The organism is Lysinibacillus sp. IITD104, assembly GCF_036698265.2.
Taxonomy (GTDB): Bacteria; Bacillota; Bacilli; order Bacillales_A; family Planococcaceae; genus Lysinibacillus; species Lysinibacillus boronitolerans.
Genome location: NZ_JBAHYH020000001.1, coordinates 2,738,046 through 2,759,960, shown reverse-complemented (window position 1 = coordinate 2,759,960; position 21,915 = coordinate 2,738,046). Strand labels below are relative to the sequence as shown.

Genomic DNA, 21,915 nt, shown 5'->3' with positions numbered 1-21,915 from the left:
GGTGTATTAAAATTGAAAAAAAGGCAGGCAGTAATCATTGCATTAACATTTTTACTTCAAGGGTGTGCCTCAATTGATACAGAAACAATACAGCATGATAAAGGTGGGAGTGAAGTGGTGGGAACAGAATGGGCGAGTGAGTTGCTCAAGGCAGCTGAAAGGGGAGATATCGATGGGCTTCAACATGCTTTGAAACAAAAAGGGGACATCAATGTACAAGATTCAAATAATCGAACAGCTTTGATGATAGCTACCTATAATCAGGATATAGAGGCAGTTAAATTATTAATAGATGCAGGAGCAGATGTTAATATTCAGGATAATCAGCAAAATACGCCATTTCTCTATGCAGGTGCGGAGGGCTATCTGGCTATTTTAAAGATGACCATTCAAGCTGGTGCTGATCCGACTATTTTAAATCGATATGGAGGAACAGCACTCATACCAGCAGCAGAGCATGGTCATGTGGAGGTCATCGAGGAGCTATTGAGCAATACCGATATTGACGTCAATCATGTGAATCATTTAGGCTGGACAGCCCTGATGGAGGCGATTGTCTTAAATAACGGCAATCCAACACAGCAAACCGTAATACAACGACTAATTGAACATGGTGCTGATGTAAATATTCCCGATCAAAATAACGTGACACCTCTGCAACATGCAAAACAACGAGGATTTAAAGCAATCGAACAAATTCTACTTGCAGCAGGCGCAAAGTAACCCAAACTGTAGAGACGGCTCTCTACAGTTTTCTTAGTGTTGAAAAACAAAACAGTCAATTGAAAGGTAGAAATGGATTTCCGTTGCAGGCTACTTGCTTTCCTGTGGGCGAGCGCCGAATCGCTTCCTCCGCCACCGCTCCGTTTAGAGTTTCGCCTGTCTTGCTATCCCACGTGAGTCAAGTAGCCTTCCACTTCAACCCACTAACTTATTAGCAAAGGTTTTCAAATAAAGTGAAGGTGTTCACTACTCTTTATGAAGAGGTGTTGTCATGCATCACTTCTCCACATTGAAAATAAGAACTTATCCCCTCTAAGAATACAGTTAATGGACGATTTGATCGCTATGTTACTATAAAAAAGTAAAGACACTTTGCAGAATGGTTGATTGGAGTGGAGCCAGCGTCATTCCTAGGGGATTTAGCGTCACAGAGGAGACCCTGGAGCGAACGTAAGTGAGTGAAGCGGCTCATCGGACGCCCCCTGGAAAGGACGCTGGCGTAATGGAAATCAGCCCCTCGACTTGCAAAGTTGCTTTTTCTGGCGTTGACATCATCTTTTTTCAACAACATGCAAACTGTAGAGACGGCTCTCTACAGTTTTTTTGTTCTTAAATTATTTTTCCTATTTTTTAATTCTTTTTTAATAGTTTATTTATTAGCAGTTTAGATATGGACTTTATGATAAATTTTGTAAACCAAATAACACCATAAAGGAGAGTTCAACAAATGAAATTAAGAAAACGTATTGTCCCAGCAGCATTGGCTTTATCCGTATTATCAGCAGGTCTAGTAACCATAGGCGAGCCATTAAATGCAGATGCGGCAAGCAATAAAGCAGTAGCAGAAAATGAGCAGGTAGCAAAAATTACAAACATCAAGCCATTAAATACAATGACACTTCAAATTACATTTAATCAGCCCTTAGCAGCAGCTGATGTAGACCTAAATCATTTAGATGCTATAAAAAAACATTTTACGTTTAATGGAGATTTAGAGATTGTCAATGTGCCACGCTTAATGACAGGCGCTAAGAGTACATATATTGTACCAACAACATTCCAAGAAGATGATTTTATCTATACATTGAGCTATAAAGAGCAACGCAATAAAGTTTTTGAGGGCACAGATGAAAAGGTATATGTACGCAATGTGGAGCAAGTCACAAATGATACATTCACATTGGAATCCTTTCAGGAGGATGGCGTAGTAGATTATGCTAATATTATTGAAGCCTATCGCGCAGGTCGTGGAGATTTAGCATTTAGCTTAGATGGTCATAATCGAGATGCTAGCGGAAAACGCTTTGATGTTATTTCTTCATTACGTGATCGCTTTGTGACGGTGAGAACAAGTGAGGGAGAAGAGTTTGTTGCTAATTATGTACCATTTACACAAGCAGCTGATGGCAGACAAGCTCCTCAATTTAGACTCCCTGCTGGCAAACTTTTAAAACCAGGTGTGACTTACCGTGTGTACGCACAATGGGCGGAAATAGATGTAAAGAGCTTTGTGGCGAAAGAAATCGCGCCATTCACTCTGCAATCAGCGAAAGCCATGGATGAAAAATCCTTTGAATTACAATTAAGAAACGATCCGCAATCTGATTTACTTGCTGGTCGAAGTGTAGCGTTAAAAGGCAATGATGGGAGTACATTGCAAGCACAATATCGTTATTCATCACGTAAAGGTGCTGTGGGCATTTTTGATCTAACGAATGGTGGTACGTTGAAAGCAAATGTCAGCTATACCGTAATCCCATTAAACAACTGGGCTACAGCAACAAATGTAGTTCTACAAGGAAAATAAACGTTCTTTTGCTTAATAAAATAATGAATCTGTCATTTGAAACCTAATAAATGGAACATATTTTATGCTAACATTGTAAAAATCTCGTCACAGCTGTGGCGAGATTTTTTTTATAGCCAGCCTTTTTCACCTGCTACCTGAGCGGCTTGCTGTCTGGATTCAACTTGTAGCTTCTGAATAGAGGTTGATAAATAATTGCGAATCGTGCCCTTCGTTAAAAATAATTGCTTACTAATCTCGTTTGTGGTCAAGCCCTTCTTGACTAGCTGAAGTACCGCAATTTCTCGCTCATTTAAAGGGTTTTGCTCCTTCATAAATAAGGAGGCGGCTAAATCCTTACTGACCACCTTTTCTCCCTGCATGATTTTTCGAATAGTAGCAATTAAATAATCGATGGGTTCATCTTTCAATAGATAGCCGTGTACCTCGCAATCCATTGCCTTCTGCAAATAGCCAGGACGTGCGAAGGTTGTTACAATCATTACCTTGCAAGGGAGGTTGGCTTGTTTAATTTTTTCAGCAAGCTCAAGCCCTGATAGATGGGGCATTTCAATATCGACTAGGCAAATATCTGGTGGCTCCTGCTGGATCAATTCCCATGCTTGTTGACCATCCGCCACCTCAGCTATGACCTCAATATCAGGCTCAAAGGCTAGTAGCGAAGTTAGGGCACCACGTAACATTTGTTGGTCTTCTGCTAGTAATACACGTATCATGTTAGAGGCTCCTTTCCATCTTGAATTGGTAGAGTAAGTGTGACGCTGGTGCCGATAGGTGTGTCACTTTCAATCAGGGCATAGCCTTGCAGCATATGCATTCTTTCTTTAATGGAGTGGATGCCATTCCCACGTCCCTGTGACTGTAAACCGATGCCATCGTCTTTCATCACAAGTGTATAGTGTCCAGCACAGCATTGAATGGTGAAATGACATTTTTTTGCCTGACTATGCTTGAGAATATTCGTAGTCGTCTCTCGTACACATAGAGCAAGCATCGTTTCCTCCACACTAGAAAGTACGATTTGAGGACATTGATTGTCAAGGGTTGTGGTAATATTCGCGCTTTGTAAAAGCTGTTGGCAATGGACAAGCTCTGTTTGCAACGAAATAAAATTCATATCAGACACTAACTCACGTACCTGTTTTAAGGCGGTACGGGTAGTGGCTAATATGTCATGTAGCTCAGGCTTCACGCTTGAAGGATCTCTATCAATCAGTTTGGTCGTTAGTTCGGTTTTTACTTTAATCATTGTGAGCGTATGGCCAATTGTATCATGAAGGTCTCTAGCGATCCGTTGTCGTTCCTCTTGCTGAACAAGCTGTGTATTAACGTCTGCTAGCTCAGCTTGCAGATTTTTCGACTTTTCCACAAAATAAATGAGTACCGGGAGCACTAGCTGAAACATCATAATCGGTACTAGCACCTGTGATTCCTTTGGTAAAAGGGAATCTGTTGTCATGGACAAAACCGTCAAAAACATGGCAGCGATGGCAACAATCCCACAGGCAATATGCCATTTTGATTTCGCCCGTCCTAGCAAATCGGCAAAGGTAAAGCCAAAAATAAGCATAAAAGGATCGACAAAAATGCTAAGTAAGGCAATAAGAACAAAGGCTACTAGAGAGGCGACAAGTAGCCTCCAATCTCGATGCCATAAAGCGATGTAGAAGGCTATTAGATATAAAAGGAGCACTGTTATTTTCATAGCTAAGGGAAGGGAATGAGACCCGAGTACTAGCGCGAATAAGAAAATGACAGAAGCGGCATCAATGATTAAATAATGCTTAATTTGTTCTCTTGGATATAATTTTATTACTAGCACCATCCTTTGTTGCTAATTACTGTGTCATCGCTTGAAGGGCTTTTTTACGAATCCATTCCATAGGGCCCATTTGAAATTGCTGTAGCCAAGCGAACGCTATAACAAGTTGTAAGATTGATAGAGATAGCCAAATACCAATGACAGTGATGCTATTGACTTGCCCACCTAAGCCAAGCCCCCAACCATAAAAAATCATCGACGCAAGCACGTTTTGGAGGACATAGCAGCTTAAAGACATTTTACCGACATGAGCAAAGCGCTGCCAAAGCCAGTCTAGCTTCTTATATTCTACCAGTTTACCTAAAATTCCAATATAGCCAATGGATAAAATAGGGGCACAAAGGTAGCGAACAGGTAAATCAAAAAGCCCACCAGGAATAAAAATAAGCAGATTGATAGGAAAACCAATGAATACACCGATTTTAAATAGCTTTTGTCTAGTTTGGCGTCCTTTGTCTGTTGGTGAAAATACCTCATTACGCATAAACTTCACGCCAAGTAAAAATAAAAAGACATTCATTGGGATAATAAATATTGCTTCTGAGCGATAAAATAAAAAGTTTGTGAGACGATGCTGCACCTGCGCAAACCATGTGCCATGCTCATAGAGCTCAGTAACGGATGCCATACCATTTAAGGAAACACCAGCTCCTTGTAAGGTACTGATAAAAATAAGCAGAATCAATAGGATGTGAAAGCCACCAAAAAAATAAAAGGCTCCTGTCATGAACTTGTCACCTAAACGTACAATAAAAGCGACGATGAATGCTGTGACAGCATAGCTCATTAAAATATCATATTCCATCACCAGGGTGTAGTGCAGCAATCCCTCCAATCCTAAAAAGACGATAGTCCACAGATACACGCCAGGCCAAGCTGTACCTCTTCGTAAGGCTTGCTGATATTTTAATTGTAAGCCTACCCCAAACATAATTGTTAATAATCCAAGTAGCTTACCATTAACGAAAAATAATACGACCATACGTAAAAAATCATTGAAGGACCACCAACCAGAATGGTCACTTGTTGTGATATACGATAAATCGCCAAGATAAGCAAAAATCCAAATATTTGTGCCGAGCGTTCCTAAGACGGCAAAGCCTCTTAACATATCGATAAAGGGAAGTCTTTGTTGTGTTTGCATAAGTTCGATCACTCTTTCTTTTTTTTCTTACCTTAAGGATAAGAAAATCTCTTAAGAAAACCTATTCACACCAGTCAAAAAATCTTGATGACAGGTGTCATAAAGTTTGCTGTGACAGCACAAAAAACCAGCAACGCTTTTGCTGCTGGCTCATTACTTTGTACAGGTATAGATGCGATAGTCTAAAATATTTTCGTATTTTTCATTCATGGCAATATGCTGATCCATGATTTCATAGAACTCGGATTCCATATGTGAGGAAACTTGAAATTCAGGCTTGGATGAGATGGATTTATTCTTTTGTATACGTATTTCATAAAAGCCAGCCTGATGTAGGAGTCTTACCCAATCCTTTTTCATGAGGAGAGACTGAAAGCCGTAAAATTGTTGGATGTCGTCTGCAAGTTCGGTGCGAAGTGTTTTGGGAATGGTGAATTCTATAGCAATGAAGCGGCCACCTTTCTTTAATAAACGATAAATTTCCTGCAAAGCCTGCTGCAAATTAACAAAGGCCAGAACCGACTCAGCTAGAATCAAGTCAAATGACTCGCTCCCTAAGGAGGTTTGTTCAATAGAGCCTTGTATAAGTTTGACAGGTAGACGGGCTTTATGCATACGCTGACGCGCCTTTTCTATCATGATGGGCTGAATATCGAGACCTGTGACGTTTGCTTGATAGGAAGATGCTAAATAAGCAGCCGTTTGTCCTGTACCACATCCCACATCTAAAATATATGCGTTTTGCTCAATATTCTCTGCTTGCAAGACAGCCTTTGATAGATTAATGCCCCCAGGATGGGCGCCTCCAATCCCGAACTTAGCTAAAAAGGTAAGATAATGAGAGTCTTGAATAGTACCACCTTCTTTTTTCTTATAGTATGACAGGGAAACTAGTATGGTTCCCTTATTATTTTTAACCTCTTCTTCAAAAGTCTAATTCGCTATAAAAATTTCCACATATACTAGTTAGAAGGCTTTCCGATAGGGGGTGTATAAATGCCATATTTTCAGCCGAATGCTAGAAGAGGTCCATACCCGCCAAACAACAGGCAATATTTTGGCCCACCTTTTCGAGGTAGAATGGTGCAACCATACTATTCTCCCAATCAACAACAGCAAGGCTCTAGATTAGGAAATTTACCAGATCATTTAAATACAATTATGGGGCATGCTGGGACGATAACAAATGGAGTAAATATGTTGAGACAGATGGGAGCGCTATTAAGTTTATTTAGATAAAAACTAGAAACCCTCTTAAGATCATGATCTTAAGAGGGTTATATTTAGGTTTAACGGGCTGGTGCAAATTGCTTTTCGATAATTGAGCGATTTTTCTCTTTAAATAGCTCATTATGTGAGGACACCATGCCATGACGATAGGCAGTTGGTTCTAAATACGTTTTAATAGAATTGACCGCATTGGCTGCATCTTGGAATGTCCCAAGTAGCAAATTGATTTTTCCATCAAATGATAAAATATCACCCGCAGCAAAAATACCAGGATGGGCTGTTTCACCTGTTGCTTTTCCTTCAAAATAATAATCATCCTTTTTCGGAATGGCAATGGCCTCGTCAAATGCAAGAGACGCCTCACGATTATAGCCATGACTGACAATCACCTCATCGATTTGACGCGTATAACTTTGCTTTGTTAGCGTATTCTCGCATGTCACTAATTGAATAGCCGTTTTATCAGCATTTGCGGAAAGCTTTGTAATGGTTGTATTACACTCAATGCGCACACCTGCTTTCAGTGCTTCCTGTACAGTGGCTTTTTTGGCAATCGGACTTAATTCAACAGCCCAATCAATGGCTGCATTACCACCGCCTGAGATGATGATATCCTTATCGACAAAACGTTTATACGATTGCACAGTGTAATGTAGATTGGACATTTCATATTTTTCAGCGCCTTCAAGTGTTAGCTTTTGAGGGCTAATAATGCCGCCACCTACAGCTAACAGTACCGTTTTAGAATAATGCTTTTCACCTGCTGCTGTATGAATGACAAAAATATCATTGTGACGTTCAATTAAATCTACTTTTGTACCTGTCAAAATTGTAGGATCAAATGTTTTGGCTTGCTCGATTAATTGTTTAACAAATTGTTCACCCAAAACGGGAGGATGTCCCCCAATATCCCATATCAGCTTTTCAGGATAAAGTAATACTTTACCGCCAAGCTGTGGTTGACTTTCTAATAATTTTGTTTTTAAACCCCGTAAACCACTATAAAAGGCACTATATAAGCCAGCTGGGCCACCGCCAATAATTGTCACATCATACACATGCTGCATTTTTATTGCCACATCCTTAACAAATAGTAAAAAAGTAATTGACAAAATCTTATCAGGTAACTAGACTAATTCTAGTGATAATGATTATCATTTTTAGCTTTGAATATCATAGCATGGAAAGAAGTAAAAAGAAAGTGAGGGTCCGATTTGCGTTTAGAAGTTGAATCGATTCGTGTTGGTTATGAGAATAAAACGATTGTGCATGACTTATCGCTGCAAATTCCTGATGGCAAAATCACGACAATCATTGGTTCAAATGGTTGTGGAAAATCAACCTTGTTAAAAGCTATCACACGGATTTTAAAGCATGAGAGTGGACAGGTCATATTAGACGGTCAAAATATTTCCAAGATGAAAACAAAAGAATTAGCAAAAGAACTGGCAATCTTACCACAGAGTCCAGAAAGTGCACATGGTTTAACAGTGGAAGAGCTTGTATCCTACGGTCGATTTCCTTATCAAAAGGGCTTCGGGAATTTATCACAAAAAGATAAAGATGTTATTGGCTGGGCTTTACAGGTAACCAAAACAGAAGAATTCCGTTTACAATCTGTAGATGCTTTATCTGGTGGACAACGTCAGCGCGTATGGATTGCGATGGCCTTGGCCCAAGAAACCGACATTATCTTTTTAGATGAACCGACAACTTATTTAGATATGGCTCATCAGCTAGAAGTTTTAGAGCTACTTTACAGGCTGAATGAAGAACAGGGGCGCACGATTGTCATGGTCCTCCATGATTTAAATCAAGCGGCACGTTTTTCAGATTATATTGTAGCGCTTTCACAAGGTGAGCTTGTAAAATTCGGAACGGCTGAAGAAGTGATGGTTCCAGAAGTATTGAAAAAAGTATTTAATATAGATGCAGTTATTGGCAAAGATCCACGAACGAACAAACCAATGTGCATTACATATGACTTATTACAAACCATTTAAAAGGAGAATAACAATGAAAAAGTGGCTATTACCAATGTTTATGATGCTTGTGCTAGTACTTGCAGCATGTGGCAGTAAGGAAGAAAAAACAGAGAAGGCTGATGAAGGCTCAAAAGAGGAAGCTTCAACAGAAACAATCACATATCAATCAGAGTCAGGTCCTGTAGAAGTACCAGCAAATCCGAAACGTGTTGTTGTACTATCTTCTTTTGTAGGAAGCTTATTACAGCTTGATGTAAATGTTGTTGGTGTGGATGCATGGGCAGCAAAAAATCCCAACTTCGAAGATGCGATTAAAGATGCTGTTGTAGTTGAAAATACAGATATTGAAAAAATTCTTGAGCTAGAACCAGATTTAATTATTGGCTTAAATGGTATTGAAAATGCTGATAAATTAGCAGAAATCGCGCCAACTGTATTATTTACGTATGGTAAAGTAGACTATTTACAGCAGTTCATCGAAATCGGTAAAGTGGTGAATAAAGAAAAAGAAGCAACTGCTTGGGTAGAAGATTTTAAAACACGTGCAGCAGAAGCTGGTAAAAAGATTAAAGAAAAAATCGGTGAAGATGCGACTGTAACAGTAGCAGAGAACTTTAATAAACAGTTCTATATTTATGGCGATAACTGGGGTCGTGGAACAGAGATTTTATATCAAGAAATGGGCTTGAAAATGCCTGAGAAAGTAAAAGAAACAGCGTTAGAGCCTGGCTACTATGCTATTTCTCAAGAAGTTTTAGGGGAATATGCAGGTGACTATGTGATCTTCAGTATGTTCCAAGATCAAGATAATTCCTTTACAGATGCAGCATGGTTTAAAGATTTAGAAGCAGTGAAAAATGGTCATTTATTTGAAGTGAATGCAAATGCCTTCTATTTCAATGACCCTATCACATTAGAACATCAACTGAAGTTCTTTGAAGAGAAATTTTTACAATAATTAGTAGAGAGTAGCGAAGGCGAATGACAAAGTTTCGAAAGCTTCCATTTTGGCTTCAAGTATTGCTTGCATTGCTTGTATTAATTGGTACTGCCAGTATCTCGCTGTGCTTAGGGGCAGCGAATACAAGCATTCAAGATGTCTTTCAAGCAATTGTCGGACAAAGTGGAGGTAAACATTACACGATTTTACGTGAAATTCGATTTCCTCGTATCATTGCAGCTATTTTTGTTGGGAGTGCCCTCGCAGTCGCTGGGGCGATTATGCAAGGGGTTACACGGAACCCATTAGCTGATCCAGGGCTGCTTGGTTTAACGGCAGGGGCAAATGCTGCCCTTGCTTTAACAATGGCATTTATCCCTAAATTCTCGTATTATACGTTAATTTTAGCCTGCTTTATTGGCGCTGGAATTGGAATGATGTTAGTTTATGGGATTGGTGCCTCTACTAAAAAAGGCTTTTCCCCTTTAAAGCTTGTTTTAGCTGGTGCAGCTGTCACAGCATTATTACAGGCAATTGCTGAGGGGACAGGTATTTTATTTCAAATCTCCAAAGATGTTTCGATGTGGACAAGTGGCGGTTTCATTGGCACGACATGGCAGGCTTTATTGATCGTACCCGTTATTATTATTGGCTTACTGCTTTCATTTGCGTTTAGTCGTCAATTAACGATTTTAAGCTTAAATGAGGAAGTAGCAGTGGGCGTTGGACAAAACACTACACTCGTAAAGGGTGTCATGATGTTCGTTGTGGTTATTCTGGCTGGCTCTGCTGTGGCTCTCGTAGGGAATCTAGCTTTTGTTGGCTTAATGGTACCGCATATTGTCCGTGCGTTTGTAGGGACAGACTATCGTTATGTCTTACCGATGAGCGCCATTGTTGGTGGCTGGTTTATGGTGTTGGCTGATTTTGCAGGGCGCATGATTAACGCACCTTATGAAACACCAGTTGTCGCCATTATTTCAATTTTAGGTCTTCCATTCTTCCTACTATTAGTGCGGAAGGGAGGGCGTCAATTTGTTTAAAGAAGGTCGCAGAAAACAACGTAAATGGTTACTCATATGGCTTGTGGTAACCTTGTTCATTTTTATTTTAGGGATTTCATTAGGTGCTGCTTCGGTATCTATTGACCGCATTCTTCCAACCTTACTGGGAGATGGTAGTTTTAAGGAGTCCTTCGTGCTTTTTTCAGTCCGTTTACCAAGAATGTTTGTGCTAGCGGCTGCGGGTATGGCATTAGCACTGGCAGGGGCCGTATTGCAGGGCGTAACCCGCAATGATTTAGCAGACCCAGGAATTATTGGTATTAGTGCTGGCGCAGGTGTTGGGATTACTGTCTTTTATTTACTAGTAGATGGCGACCTTCCTCACTTTGCCTATATTTTACCGATTGTCGGCTTTTGTAGTGCCTTAGTGACAGCACTGGGCATTTACTTTTTCTCTTATCAGCGTAATAAGGGTGTCCATCCTGTGCAGTTTATTTTAGTAGGGGTAGGCGTAGCATCAGCCTTATCAGGGGTCATGATGGTATTAATATCCTCTGCTGAGCGGAGTGATGTACAATTTATTGCACAATGGCTAGCCGGAAATGTGTGGGGCACAGATTGGCCATTTTTCTGGGCGCTAATGCCTTGGCTTGTACTAGGTATCCCTTACATTTTCTATAAAGCCAATGTTTTAAATGTCTTGGCCATGACGGAGCAAACAGCAGTCGGTCTTGGTATGAACATTGGGCGAGAACGTTTCCGATTATTAATTGTTGCGGTTGCACTAGCGGCTGCCGCTGTATCCGTAACAGGTGGTGTAGCCTTCATCGGTTTGATGGCTCCTCATATTGCAAAACAGCTCGTTGGTCCGCGCTACCAATTCTTTTTACCACTGACGCTTTTCATTGGCGCAAGCTTGCTAATGCTGGCTGATACCATCGGACGTGTTGCTATTGCAAGTGCAACGGTTCCTGCTGGGATTGTTGTTGCATTTATTGGCGCACCCTACTTTTTGTATTTATTGCGTAAAAATGTGTAGGCACGTATTAGTTATTGCTCACAAAAACAGTCTTTCGATCTAATAAAAATTGTGAAAAGAAGATTTTACATCATCTACCTTTCAAGTTTTTGAGAACCTCATTTATTGAGGTTCTTTTTTTGTATAATCAGAACAGGAGGTGAATACATGATTCTATTAGCACGACAACCATCGGATTTGCAAAAAATACTAGAGGTGGTGCTCCGTAGATTGCCACAGACGCATAATAACTACGCCTATTATGGTGAACGTTTGAGCCGTGTCCAAGCAGGTCTTGCGGGGGAACAGCGTGTTGATGCAGAATGGCTCGAAATCGATTTACCAACCCCACATTATTTTCTACATGATTTTCAAACCACAAATAGCTACGGATCTACCTATCAAATGGATACCATCTTTCTCTGCCCACATTTTTTACTTATTCTTGAAATCAAAAATATAACAGGAAATCTCTCATATGATGTCCCTTTTGCGCAGTTTACACGGACAACATTGGATGGCACGGTGGAAGGAATGACTGATCCATTTGTTCAGCTGGATCGGCATGTCATATGGATGAAAAAGCTTCTACTGCGAGAACATATCGAATTACCTATTGTACATGCAGTAGTGCTGGCAACGAAAAATGGCATTTTAACAAAGGGTTTTGAGGGGCAACCTATATTTCATGTAAAAGGGTTACGATTTCATCTACAAAAATGGATAGAGCATTATCAACCTAGAGAAAGAGTTGATCTTTTACAATTAGCCAACCTTCTATTATCCCTGCACACAAAGTTGAAAAAAGAGGTAGAGGTGCCGCTCAAGGAAATAGCGAAAGGTGTGCTATGTCCACAGTGCGGCTCAGGGCAGCGTTTAATGTATCACTATAAGAAATGGATTTGCCCTCGCTGTGGATTGGTGGACGATGATGCATTGGTTCGAACATTAGAGGACTACAGGTTACTAGTCGGGCAGCAGGTAACCAATCGAAGCTTCCGCGAATTCTTTGGCATTGACTCTCCCGATTTAGCGTATAAGTTGTTGCAACAACTCCCATTAAAAGCGGAGGGTGTCAAAAAGCATCGGAAATATTGGATTAAGGAATAAAGAGCTAAGAGCTACAATTCAAGCGGTCTGAATTGTAGCTTTTAGTGTTGTAGAGGGAAAGGGCGCTTGAAGTAGGTGGATAGAATGCTGAAAGTGACGGATAGAGCAAGGAAAGTAGCGGATAGAACGCGCAAAGTGGTGGATAGAGCAGAGAAAGTGGAGGATACGCTTCGAATTGGTGGATAGAAAGCTGAAAGTGACGGATAAAACAAGAAAAGTAGCGGATAGAACGCGCAAAGTGGAGGATAGAGCAGAGAAAGCGGAGGATACGCTTCGTGTAGGTGGATAGAATGCTGAAAGTGACGGATAGAGCAAGGGAAGTAGTGGATAGAACGCGCAAAGTGGTGGATAGAGCAGAGAAAGCGGAGGATACGCTTCGAATTGGTGGATAGAAAGCTGAAAGTGACGGATAAAACAAGGAAAGTAGCGGATAGAACGCGCAAAGTGGTGGATAGAGCAGAGAAAGTGGAGGATATGCTTCGAATTGGTGGATAGAATGCTGAAAGTGACGGATAGAGCAAGGAAAGTAGCGGATAGAACGCGCAAAGTGGTGGATAGAGCAGAGAAAGCGGAGGATACGCTTCGAATTGGCGGATAGAATGCTGAAAGTAGCGGATAGAATGCGTAAAGTGACGGATACCACTCTTAAAAGCAATCATCCTGCTTTAGCGGTGTTTCGCTTATTTCCTACTAGACAAATAGAGTTTTTAGGTATATAGTTAGCTAGGCTAACTAATTTAAAAGGAAGTGATAGTGTGACAATTGAACAGGATTTTTTTAATCAGTACCGCTTAATGTATCGGCCGTTTATTAATCAGCTGAATGTGCAGCTTGAACCCTATCAGTTATATAGCTCGCAGTGGGCAGTGCTTCGTTTCTTGAATGATAAGGGTCCACATTCATTTGTAGATATCGCGAATTTCATGTCTATAGAGAAGCCAAGTGTCACGAAGCTTGTACATAAACTTGTGGAGCTAGGCTATGTGGAAACGATGGCGGGCAAGGATAAGCGGGAAAAGCTCGTACACTTAACAATGCATGGGGAAGAGCTTGTGCAGGAAATAAAGTCGCATCTAAATCCGTTTTTTGAGCAGGCTTTGGCTGGCGTGCCAAAGCAGGATATTGACATTGCGACACAGGTTTTAGCAAGAATTTGTATGAATATCAATCAATAGGAGAGAGTACCGTGGAAGCAACCAGAAAGAAACTATGGACAAAAGATTTTTTAATTGTCTCACTTATTAATTTTACCATTACGTTAATCTTTTATTTATTAATGGTTACGATAGCAGCATATGCGGTGGAGCATTTTAATGCCTCTACAAGTACAGCGGGGCTTGTATCGAGTATTTTTATTATCGGAACACTATTAGGTCGTCTTGGGACAGGGCGTATTATTGGAGACTGGGGTAGCAAAAAAACATTATTTTGTGGACTATTATTATTTATGTTATCAACAATGTCTTATTTTATAGCAGGCAATTTACTGCTGCTGATGATCAATCGTTTAGTACAGGGGATTGCACTAGGGATTGCAAGTACAGCAACAGGTACCATTATTGCACAAATTTTATCAGCTGAGCGTCGTGGAGAAGGGATTGGTTATTATAGCTTAAGCGCTATTCTAGCCACAGCCATTGGCCCATTTATTGGAATATTATTAACACAGCTATTTGCAGATTATCGTATGATTTTTGCAGTAGATTCTGTGTTAGCGATTATTTGTTTCTTTATGTATTACATTGTGACCGTGCCAGATGCACCGAAAAAAGCAAAGGATACAGCTGTAAAGGCTGGGTTTAAAGTGACGAACTTTATTGAAATGCGTGCAGTACCGATTGCCTTTGTGGCACTTGTGATTGGCTTTGCTTATTCAGGTGTGATGTCGTTTATGACGTTTTATGCAAAGGAGTTAGATTTAGTATCAGCAGGTAGCTACTTCTTTATTATCTATGCTATTGTCATTTTGGCTACACGTCCATTTACAGGGAAATTGCTTGATACAAGAGGGGCAAATATCATTATCTATCCATGCTTAGTGTTGTTTGCAATAGGCATGTATGCCTTTAGCTCAGCAACAACTACGATTGCCTTTTTAATCGCTGCCGCTTGTATCGGGATTGGCTATGGGAACTTCAACTCGGTGGCACAGGCAATTGCCATCAAAGTAACACCAAATGAGCGTTTAGGACTTGCGACATCTACGTATTTTATTTTTTATGATTTAGGATTAGGTGTCGGGCCTTATTTCTTAGGCTTATTTGTACCATCTATGGGCTACAGCTCGATTTTCTTCTCGATGGTCTTTGTTATTTTAGTGTCGATTGTGCTTTATTACCTTTTACATGGAAAACATGAAAATTTGAAACAAGCAAAAATTTCATAGATTAGAATCATTATATTGTAGAAAAAACGTCTTTTTTCTAGTTTTTCGTAAAGAATAACTGAAAAAATGACGTTTTTTTCTATTTACAAAAATAGTTGTTGCAATAGATGATGATAATCATTATCATCACAATATAAAACAAATTCGGAAGTAGGTACGAAGTATGAAAAACAAATCATTTTTGTCGGTATTAGTAGCAGGAGGCATTTTAATGGCTGGCTGTGGCAATACAGAAGAAGTAAAAAAAGAAGATAAGCCAGCAACAGAACAGGCAGAGCAAGCTACAAAAGAGGTGGATTTATCTTCTGAATTATCAGCCTATCAACAATTTGCGTTAGAGCAAATGGATCAATTTTTACTAGATACAGAGAAATTTGTGAACCTATTCAAAGCGGGTGATATTGAAGGGGCAAAGGCAGCGTATGCGCCAGCACGTATGTATTTTGAACGTTCTGAGCCAATCGCGGAAAGCTTTGGTGATCTTGACCCTCGCATTGATGGGCGTTTAGCAGATATCCAAGAAGAAGGTAAAGGTGAGGAAGAATGGTCAGGCTACCATAAGCTTGAGTATGCACTTTGGGAAGAAAATACAACAAAAGGTTATGAGGCTGTAGCAGATCAGCTTCTTGCAGATACGAAGGAATTGCATGCACTTGTACAAACAGTGGAAGTGACACCTGACTTAATGATTACAGGTGCAGTAGATTTATTAAATGAAGTATCAACATCTAAAATTACAGGTGAGGAAGAAATTTACTCTCACACAGACCTGTATGATTTTAAAGCAAATATTGAAGGCGCAGAAAAAATCTTTGAGATTTTACGCTCAAAATTAGAAGCGAAAGATTCCTCATTAGTGGCAACACTTGATGAAAAATTCAAAGCAGTGGACGATTTATTAGCACAGCATGCAACGGCTAATGGTGGCTATGTATCCTATGAGGAATTAACGGAGGAAAATACGAAAGCACTTGCAGCAGCAGTGAATCAGCTTGGAGAACCATTAAGTCAAATGGGAATCATTTTGGAGTGAACATAAACAATGACAACGTCAAACGAGGAAAAATTTATTCATAAAAAAATTTCTAGACGTGATATGTTAAAGCTAACAGGTATCGGGGTGGCAGGTGTTGCCATCGGGGCCTCTGGCTTGGGTGGTGTCATGAAAGCAATGGGCTATGATGTCTTTGAGCCAGTAGCAGATAGCACGACGGCTAGCAATAAGGTCAATTTCTATGGCAAGCATCAGTCAGGTATTGTGACACCTGTACAGACGAATATTTATTTTGCTTCTTTAGATGTATTAGTGACATCAAAGAAGGAACTACAAGCGTTGTTCCAGCAATGGACACCCCTTATTGTGCGTTTAATGAATGGTGAAGCCATGGTCGATGTATCGACAAATTCAAGAGTGCCAACTGGAGATACAGGAGAGGCAGAGGGCTTAGATGCATCAAATCTATCCATTACCATTGGTGTTGGGCCATCATTATTCGATAAACTGGGCATGCAGCATTTAAAACCAGCGGAGCTAAAGGATTTACCACATTTCCCTAAAGACCAGCTACAGAAAGAATATACAGGTGGTGATTTGTGTATTCAGGCCTGTGCAGATGATCCGCAGGTGGCCTTCCATGCTGTTCGTAATCTAGTACGAGCTGCTTCAGGTAAAGTAGAAATTAAATGGTCGCAGGCGGGCTTTAACTCGTTTCCAGCTGGTGGAGGAACACCACGGAACCTCTTCGCCTTCAAGGATGGTACGGTCAATCCAGCGATTACCGATGAAAAAGACTTAAATGAAGTCGTGTGGGTGGATAAAGGCTGGCTAAAGGGCGGCTCTTATTTAATCGCGCGTAAAGTTCAAATGCATCTTGAAACGTGGGATCGTACATCATTGAAAGATCAAGAGGCAACATTTGGCCGTTACCGTGACAGTGGCGCACCATTTGGCAAAACAAAGGAATTCGATGATTTTGATGTTGAGGCAAAGGATGAGAAGGGCAATTATATTATGCCTGATACATCACATGTCCATTTAGCACGGAAATCCGGTGCGCGTATTTTGCGACGCTCCTATTCCTATGCTTCTGGCGTGATGTCGAATACAGGGACCCATGATGCGGGGCTAATCTTTATCTCTTTTCAAAAAGACCCAGCCCAATTTACAACAATCCAAAATAGCTTAGGGCGTATGGATAAAATGAATGAGTACATTACCCATCGAGGCAGTGCCGTGTTTGCTTGCTTCCCTGGTGTACAAAAGGGGAGTTATTTAGGTGAAGCACTTTTTAACGCGCTGTAGTATTGTAATCGCCCTTATGCTGACTTTAGCTTTACCTGTGCACGCTGCGCAATCCTATAGTCATCTATATATTGCGATTAGTGATGCACTGATGAATACAAAGCAGGATAAAGAGACGGAGGCCAAGCAGGCACTTGAACAATTTGCTGTGGATTGGGCTAAAGTATCTTCTGCTCAAACTGAGGCAAAAACCAAGATCGATGAAATTCTTCAGCAGGCCACAGAGGCAACTTCCAAGGAAGAACGCTTAAAGGCGTTGTCGGCTCTATCGAATGCGTTACGTGATCTAGAAAAGCTTGAAAATCCTGTAGATGAAGCGGCACAACGAGCGGACTTTGGCCAAAAATTTAAGCCAATTATGGCAGACTTTGAAAAGGCTTTAGCAAGTGGTGATAGTGAAGCTATTGATGAAGCTTATAAAGACTTTAATAGTAAATGGAAAAAAGTAGAGCGACCTGTGCGTGAGCAAAGTATTGCAATGTATGGGCAAATCGAAACACAAATGGCGTTTTTACGTATTGCGATTTCAGCTGAGGAACCAGATATCGCTTTAATGAAAACGCAATTTGCTGAGTTGCAAAAAACAATTGAGGATTTTGTAGCTGGTAAGGAAACAGCGGAAGTAGTAGAAGGTAACTATTCCTTAGCAACATTGCTCGCCTATATTGACGAGGCACAAGATCTAATTGATGCTGGTGATTATCAGGCAGCTTCTAATAAAGTACGCGAATTTATTACGATATGGCCAAGGGTAGAAATTGAAATCTCCACACGTAATGGCAGTCTTTATACGAAAATTGAAAGTGATATGCCGATTATTGCGAGTGATTTATTAAAATCAAACGTCGATCAGCAAGCCATTACCAAACAATTAAATACATTCCGTACGGAAATTGAGCTGATTCAAGGGGATTCCGATTACACAATTTGGGATGCTGCGTTAATTTTATTACGTGAAGGGCTAGAGGCATTACTCATTATTTTAGCCTTAGTATCATTCCTTGAAAAATCAGGACAGAAGAAGATGCGGAAATGGATTTATATTGGCGCATTTGCGGGTGTGCTAATATCAGCCATTGCAGCCATCCTTATGTCGACCATTTTGAATTCAGCTACGATTGATACGAATCGAGAATTAATGGAAGGCTATGTGGGCTTACTAGCAGCAGCTATGATGATTGGTGTTGGCATTTGGCTGCATAGTAAATCGAACGTAGTCAGCTGGAATCGCTACATCTCCAAGCAAATGGGCCATGCGATTTCTAGTGGCTCTCTTGTAGCGATGGCCGCTATTAGCTTCTTATCGGTCTTCCGTGAAGGGGCAGAAACACTTGTCTTTTACGCGGGCATTGCACCAAAAATGGAGACTGCGCAATTTATCCTTGGGATTGTTGTGGCATTGGTCATACTAGCAGTGCTGGCTATTGTGTTATTTAAAGCAAGTGGCAAAATCCCTATTCACAAATTCTTTGCCGTAGCGACGATTTTAATTTACGTATTAGCCTTTAAAATTATTGGTGTCAGTCTGCATACATTGCAGCTAAATAATCACCTACCAACAACGATTGTCGATGGCTTGCCAGTCATAAGCTTGATTGGCTTCTATCCAACTGTAGAAACAATGATAGGTCAAGCTATTTTACTAGTGTTAGTGGTAGCGACTATCATCTATAAAAAGAAACAAGCTTAGCAAAAAGGTAGATGACCGAAAATGTCATCTACCTTTTTTATTGCCAATGGGCAGGTCGCTTTATATAGGTTGGTAATTTCGTATAGCGATCACCCTGTGCAGCATTGATTTGCATTTGGGTTAAAAACATACTTGTTGAAAGGTCTGCGCCGCACAAATTGGCATCCCGCAAATCCGCCCCAATAAAGTCTACCTCTCGTAAATTAGCATCTTGTAAATTGGCCGCAATTAAATAGCCACCACGAAGGTCCGTTCCACGTAAATCCTTGCCCTTTAAATTTTTGCCCATCCAATCAGCTCCACGCTGATTCAATTGTCTAGAGTTTTTCCCTTTTATGCGATGTTGACGAACTTGTTCACTTGTTTGTAGCAATAATGCATTGACAGGTACACGAATAGCCACGATATCTAGTGCTAATAAGGCATTTGCATCTAATTCGGTTGTTTGTTGGAGCAATTCCAATTCAGCTTGAAGCTGCCCAGAAAGGTCGTGATCCACTTGATACGACAATGCCTCCGCTACATACGCAATCATTTCGTAAAGCTGTTCCATAATGGGGAAAACGCGAAACATCTTGTCAGCATGCTCACGGGATTGTCGCCAATCTTGCCCCTGAAACGTAACTTGGGAAACCTGCTGTCCTGCACCTAAGCAATCAAAAACAGTACAGCCTTTGAAGCCTGTTTCTCTTAGCTGGCTATGAATGTGACAGCTATAGTTTTCTCGCAAATTAGGGCAGGGAGAGCCTGCGGGTTTGTTGATGGCAAAGTCACTTGATGCCACAATATTTAAAGCCGTACAGCATAAGCCAAAACAGTTTTGACAATCGGCCTGTAAGCTTTCACGGATGTTGATGCTAACTGATGAATCTCTATTTGTCACATTTGACATCATTATTTTCCTCTCTTACCTTCTAAACTTAGTTTTATATTATCACTAAAAAGGTTGTAGTTGAAATAGAGAGAAAATGGTTTTTTGAAAGATCATAGGGGATATGGTATTCTTCTTCAAAAGAGTTGTAAAGAAAAGTGGTGGTGGAACATGGGGTAACGGTCAATGAATTATTACAATTGCCATCTTTTCGAGGGGCAGAGGTGTTAACAGGGCGAGATAATCTGCACCGTACCGTATCATCTTTATCTGTATTAGAGGTATCGAATGTTGATTTTTATTCGAAAATTATTAACCGTGTACAGGAGGAATGGTATGCAGAGGAGCTTGTCATTAGCTCCTTTTACTCCATTCGAGATAGTGTGGAGCAACAATGTGAAACAATTCAGCATTTACATGATTTAGGAGAGCTGGGGCTAATTTTATATTATGTCGGCATTGTATTGCCTGATATTCCAGAGGAAGTGCTTGCGTTAGCGGAGGCACAAGGCTTTATTATCATTTGTATGCCAAAAAATGATTATTCACTGCGCTATAACGAGGTTATTTATGAGGTTATGGAAGCGATTATTAGTCATCAAGGTGTTAATGATCATTTTGTCAAAGAGACATTAGAAAAGGTATCATTACTACCTGAGCATTTAAGAAGTGTTGAAATTACACTGAAAATGCTTTCAGATCGTTTGAAGGCTAATATTGTGCTCACCAATAGTCATTTTGACATTGTGAACCAAGTGATGTGGCCTCGAAATTCATCATTAGATGTAGCGAATGTCATTGAAGAATGCTCCCAATCCAATTTTCAGAGGGAAGCAGGCAAGCTCGAGCTACTAAGAAGTGATGTCTCCTGTGTCGTAGACTATAAAAGAGTACATCAAAAAAATGGCGAGCCGCTATTTTTATTTCTGATTAAAGAAAATACAAAATTACCTGCTAAGACAATTGAAAAAGTAAGTGAGGTTGTGCAAGTAGCTATAAATTTATGGGGAGACAAGCATGATGAGGTTAGTGAATATGCCTTAGTTAAAGCTATTATCAATGATGAGGGGGAGAAAATGAGAAGATTAGCCAATCTTCTTCATATTGATGTTTCCGCCATTCAAATGATGTGGCTTGTCTACATGCATGATTTAGCAGACGAAAAAAGAATTCGCGATGAATTAGAAGAGCAACTGTCCAAATATTATCAAACAAGAGTCATCCAATGCATTGACCATTGTATAATTGTACTGGTAGGCAATTGCTTTTATAAGCATCATGAATTTGAAATTGCCATTGAATATAGTGAAACTACTCAATACGATGCCCAAATCGCTGAAATTGTTTATGCACCTAAAATGAGAAATACAAAGTCTGTTCGTCAAATGTATCAATTGGTCAATCAGGTGGGGGACAAAGCCCATACGATTTATCCGATGCGAAAATTGTTTACTGCTGCGGAAGTGCGCTCCATGAAAAGGGCAATTGATGTCAGTAAGCAGGGCGAGGAAATGATTGAAGAATATTTGTCTGTAATTGAACCCATTTTACGTGACCATGATGCCTTGCAAACATTGATAACCTTTTTATTAGATGCAAATGCTAGTGTGGAGCGCTGTGCAGAGCTCCTCTATATCCATAAAAACACGGTGAAATACCGCATCAAAAAAATTAGTGAGCTGATTGGCACAGATATTACCGTATATTCGGAATTTTATGATGCCTACATGGCTTGCATGCTATATCGATTGATTAATGATTAGAATAATCTGAAATTTTGTCATTTTGAACAAAATTTCAGATTATTTTTTTCATTTGCGCAAAAGACTCGACTCCTACCTTTCTTCTATAATTAAAAACATTAATCCATCACCAATAAGGAG

At 40.2% G+C, this 21,915-nt stretch carries 20 protein-coding genes; 14 read left to right on the top strand and 6 right to left on the bottom strand.

The genetic code is table 11. The annotated features are described in order from the left end of the window. Window positions 1–12: 12 nt before the first annotated feature. Together V1L66_RS14200 and V1L66_RS14195 are read left to right on the top strand one after the other, a co-directional pair. Window positions 13–723: an ankyrin repeat domain-containing protein gene (locus V1L66_RS14200; RefSeq protein ID WP_082148102.1), complete on the top strand. Its 711-nt coding sequence runs from the start codon at window positions 13–15 to the stop codon at window positions 721–723. A 727-nt stretch (window positions 724–1,450) separates the two neighbouring features. Continuing rightward, window positions 1,451–2,530: a hypothetical protein gene (locus V1L66_RS14195; RefSeq protein ID WP_333004407.1), complete on the top strand. Its 1,080-nt coding sequence runs from the start codon at window positions 1,451–1,453 to the stop codon at window positions 2,528–2,530. 110 nt (window positions 2,531–2,640) lie between these two features. Here V1L66_RS14195 and V1L66_RS14190 read toward each other — a convergent pair whose 3' ends face one another. The 4 genes from V1L66_RS14190 to V1L66_RS14175 all read right to left on the bottom strand — a co-directional run bounded on the left by V1L66_RS14190 (window position 2,641) and on the right by V1L66_RS14175 (window position 6,261). After that, window positions 2,641–3,246 carry a response regulator transcription factor gene (locus tag V1L66_RS14190; protein ID WP_004229368.1) on the bottom strand — a complete coding sequence of 202 codons (606 nt, stop codon included), beginning with the start codon at window positions 3,244–3,246 and terminating at the stop codon, window positions 2,641–2,643. Further along, window positions 3,243–4,355, bottom strand: coding sequence for a sensor histidine kinase (locus V1L66_RS14185; RefSeq protein ID WP_333004411.1), 1,113 nt, complete (start codon window positions 4,353–4,355; stop codon window positions 3,243–3,245). The genes V1L66_RS14190 and V1L66_RS14185 overlap by 4 nt, the downstream gene beginning before the upstream one ends. Window positions 4,356–4,368: 13 nt before the next feature. After that, complete coding sequence (locus V1L66_RS14180) at window positions 4,369–5,496, bottom strand: DUF418 domain-containing protein (RefSeq protein WP_258859332.1); 1,128 nt, start codon at window positions 5,494–5,496, stop codon at window positions 4,369–4,371. 153 nt (window positions 5,497–5,649) lie between these two features. Beyond that, window positions 5,650–6,261 carry a class I SAM-dependent methyltransferase gene (locus V1L66_RS14175; RefSeq protein WP_333004414.1) on the bottom strand — a complete coding sequence of 204 codons (612 nt, stop codon included), beginning with the start codon at window positions 6,259–6,261 and terminating at the stop codon, window positions 5,650–5,652. A 231-nt stretch (window positions 6,262–6,492) separates the two neighbouring features. Here V1L66_RS14175 and V1L66_RS14170 point away from each other — a divergent pair, with 231 nt between their 5' ends. Beyond that, window positions 6,493–6,735 carry a hypothetical protein gene (locus tag V1L66_RS14170; RefSeq protein ID WP_016995552.1) on the top strand — a complete coding sequence of 81 codons (243 nt, stop codon included), beginning with the start codon at window positions 6,493–6,495 and terminating at the stop codon, window positions 6,733–6,735. A 50-nt stretch (window positions 6,736–6,785) separates the two neighbouring features. Here V1L66_RS14170 and V1L66_RS14165 read toward each other — a convergent pair whose 3' ends face one another. Beyond that, window positions 6,786–7,793, bottom strand: a complete 1,008-nt coding sequence (locus V1L66_RS14165) for an NAD(P)/FAD-dependent oxidoreductase (RefSeq protein ID WP_333004417.1) — start codon at window positions 7,791–7,793, stop codon at window positions 6,786–6,788. Between the two features lie 147 nt (window positions 7,794–7,940). Between V1L66_RS14165 and V1L66_RS14160 the strand changes: the two genes are divergently transcribed. The 10 genes from V1L66_RS14160 (at window position 7,941) to V1L66_RS14115 (ending at window position 19,161) form a co-directional block, all read left to right on the top strand. Continuing rightward, on the top strand, window positions 7,941–8,729 hold the full coding sequence (locus V1L66_RS14160) for an ABC transporter ATP-binding protein (protein ID WP_048390300.1): 789 nt from the start codon (window positions 7,941–7,943) through the stop codon (window positions 8,727–8,729). Between the two features lie 13 nt (window positions 8,730–8,742). Next, on the top strand, window positions 8,743–9,669 hold the full coding sequence (locus V1L66_RS14155; protein ID WP_048390303.1) for an iron-hydroxamate ABC transporter substrate-binding protein: 927 nt from the start codon (window positions 8,743–8,745) through the stop codon (window positions 9,667–9,669). A 23-nt stretch (window positions 9,670–9,692) separates the two neighbouring features. Next, window positions 9,693–10,694 carry an iron ABC transporter permease gene (locus V1L66_RS14150; RefSeq protein WP_333004420.1) on the top strand — a complete coding sequence of 334 codons (1,002 nt, stop codon included), beginning with the start codon at window positions 9,693–9,695 and terminating at the stop codon, window positions 10,692–10,694. Next, entirely contained in the window at window positions 10,687–11,694 is a 1,008-nt protein-coding gene (locus V1L66_RS14145) for an iron ABC transporter permease (RefSeq protein WP_016992070.1), read from the top strand. The genes V1L66_RS14150 and V1L66_RS14145 overlap by 8 nt, the downstream gene beginning before the upstream one ends. A gap of 147 nt (window positions 11,695–11,841) precedes the next feature. After that, complete coding sequence (locus V1L66_RS14140) at window positions 11,842–12,783, top strand: NERD domain-containing protein (protein WP_333004423.1); 942 nt, start codon at window positions 11,842–11,844, stop codon at window positions 12,781–12,783. Between the two features lie 755 nt (window positions 12,784–13,538). After that, on the top strand, window positions 13,539–13,958 hold the full coding sequence (locus V1L66_RS14135) for a MarR family winged helix-turn-helix transcriptional regulator (protein WP_016992064.1): 420 nt from the start codon (window positions 13,539–13,541) through the stop codon (window positions 13,956–13,958). 11 nt (window positions 13,959–13,969) lie between these two features. Next, window positions 13,970–15,169: an MFS transporter gene (locus V1L66_RS14130; RefSeq protein WP_333004425.1), complete on the top strand. Its 1,200-nt coding sequence runs from the start codon at window positions 13,970–13,972 to the stop codon at window positions 15,167–15,169. Window positions 15,170–15,332: 163 nt separating this feature from the next. Next, a complete protein-coding gene (gene efeO, locus V1L66_RS14125) occupies window positions 15,333–16,202 on the top strand; it encodes an iron uptake system protein EfeO (protein ID WP_333004427.1) in 870 nt (289 codons plus the stop codon). 9 nt (window positions 16,203–16,211) lie between these two features. Beyond that, entirely contained in the window at window positions 16,212–17,471 is a 1,260-nt protein-coding gene (gene efeB, locus V1L66_RS14120; protein ID WP_036081411.1) for an iron uptake transporter deferrochelatase/peroxidase subunit, read from the top strand. Then, window positions 17,446–19,161 (top strand): FTR1 family protein, encoded by a 1,716-nt coding sequence (locus tag V1L66_RS14115; protein WP_333004429.1) that lies wholly within the window; start codon window positions 17,446–17,448, stop codon window positions 19,159–19,161. The genes efeB and V1L66_RS14115 overlap by 26 nt, the downstream gene beginning before the upstream one ends. Window positions 19,162–19,198: 37 nt before the next feature. Here the strand turns inward: V1L66_RS14115 and V1L66_RS14110 are convergent, their stop codons facing one another. Then, window positions 19,199–20,053 (bottom strand): pentapeptide repeat-containing protein, encoded by an 855-nt coding sequence (locus V1L66_RS14110; RefSeq protein WP_036081406.1) that lies wholly within the window; start codon window positions 20,051–20,053, stop codon window positions 19,199–19,201. Between the two features lie 137 nt (window positions 20,054–20,190). Between V1L66_RS14110 and V1L66_RS14105 the strand changes: the two genes are divergently transcribed. Continuing rightward, window positions 20,191–21,795, top strand: a complete 1,605-nt coding sequence (locus V1L66_RS14105) for a PucR family transcriptional regulator ligand-binding domain-containing protein (RefSeq protein ID WP_333004431.1) — start codon at window positions 20,191–20,193, stop codon at window positions 21,793–21,795. Window positions 21,796–21,915: the final 120 nt, after the last annotated feature.

Excerpts from the sequence above, each read along its gene's own strand:
- V1L66_RS14195 (WP_333004407.1), top strand. The coding sequence starts at position 1,451 with ATGAAATTAAGAAAACGTATTGTCCCAGCAGCATTGGCTTTATCCGTA.
- efeO (WP_333004427.1), top strand. The coding sequence starts at position 15,333 with ATGAAAAACAAATCATTTTTGTCGGTATTAGTAGCAGGAGGCATTTTA.
- V1L66_RS14180 (WP_258859332.1), bottom strand. The coding sequence starts at position 5,496 with ATGCAAACACAACAAAGACTTCCCTTTATCGATATGTTAAGAGGCTTT.
- V1L66_RS14150 (WP_333004420.1), top strand. The coding sequence starts at position 9,693 with ATGACAAAGTTTCGAAAGCTTCCATTTTGGCTTCAAGTATTGCTTGCA.
- V1L66_RS14185 (WP_333004411.1), bottom strand. The coding sequence starts at position 4,355 with ATGGTGCTAGTAATAAAATTATATCCAAGAGAACAAATTAAGCATTAT.
- V1L66_RS14170 (WP_016995552.1), top strand. The coding sequence starts at position 6,493 with ATGCCATATTTTCAGCCGAATGCTAGAAGAGGTCCATACCCGCCAAAC.
- efeB (WP_036081411.1), top strand. The coding sequence starts at position 16,212 with ATGACAACGTCAAACGAGGAAAAATTTATTCATAAAAAAATTTCTAGA.
- V1L66_RS14140 (WP_333004423.1), top strand. The coding sequence starts at position 11,842 with ATGATTCTATTAGCACGACAACCATCGGATTTGCAAAAAATACTAGAG.
- V1L66_RS14165 (WP_333004417.1), bottom strand. The coding sequence starts at position 7,793 with ATGCAGCATGTGTATGATGTGACAATTATTGGCGGTGGCCCAGCTGGC.
- V1L66_RS14110 (WP_036081406.1), bottom strand. The coding sequence starts at position 20,053 with ATGTCAAATGTGACAAATAGAGATTCATCAGTTAGCATCAACATCCGT.
- V1L66_RS14190 (WP_004229368.1), bottom strand. The coding sequence starts at position 3,246 with ATGATACGTGTATTACTAGCAGAAGACCAACAAATGTTACGTGGTGCC.
- V1L66_RS14155 (WP_048390303.1), top strand. The coding sequence starts at position 8,743 with ATGAAAAAGTGGCTATTACCAATGTTTATGATGCTTGTGCTAGTACTT.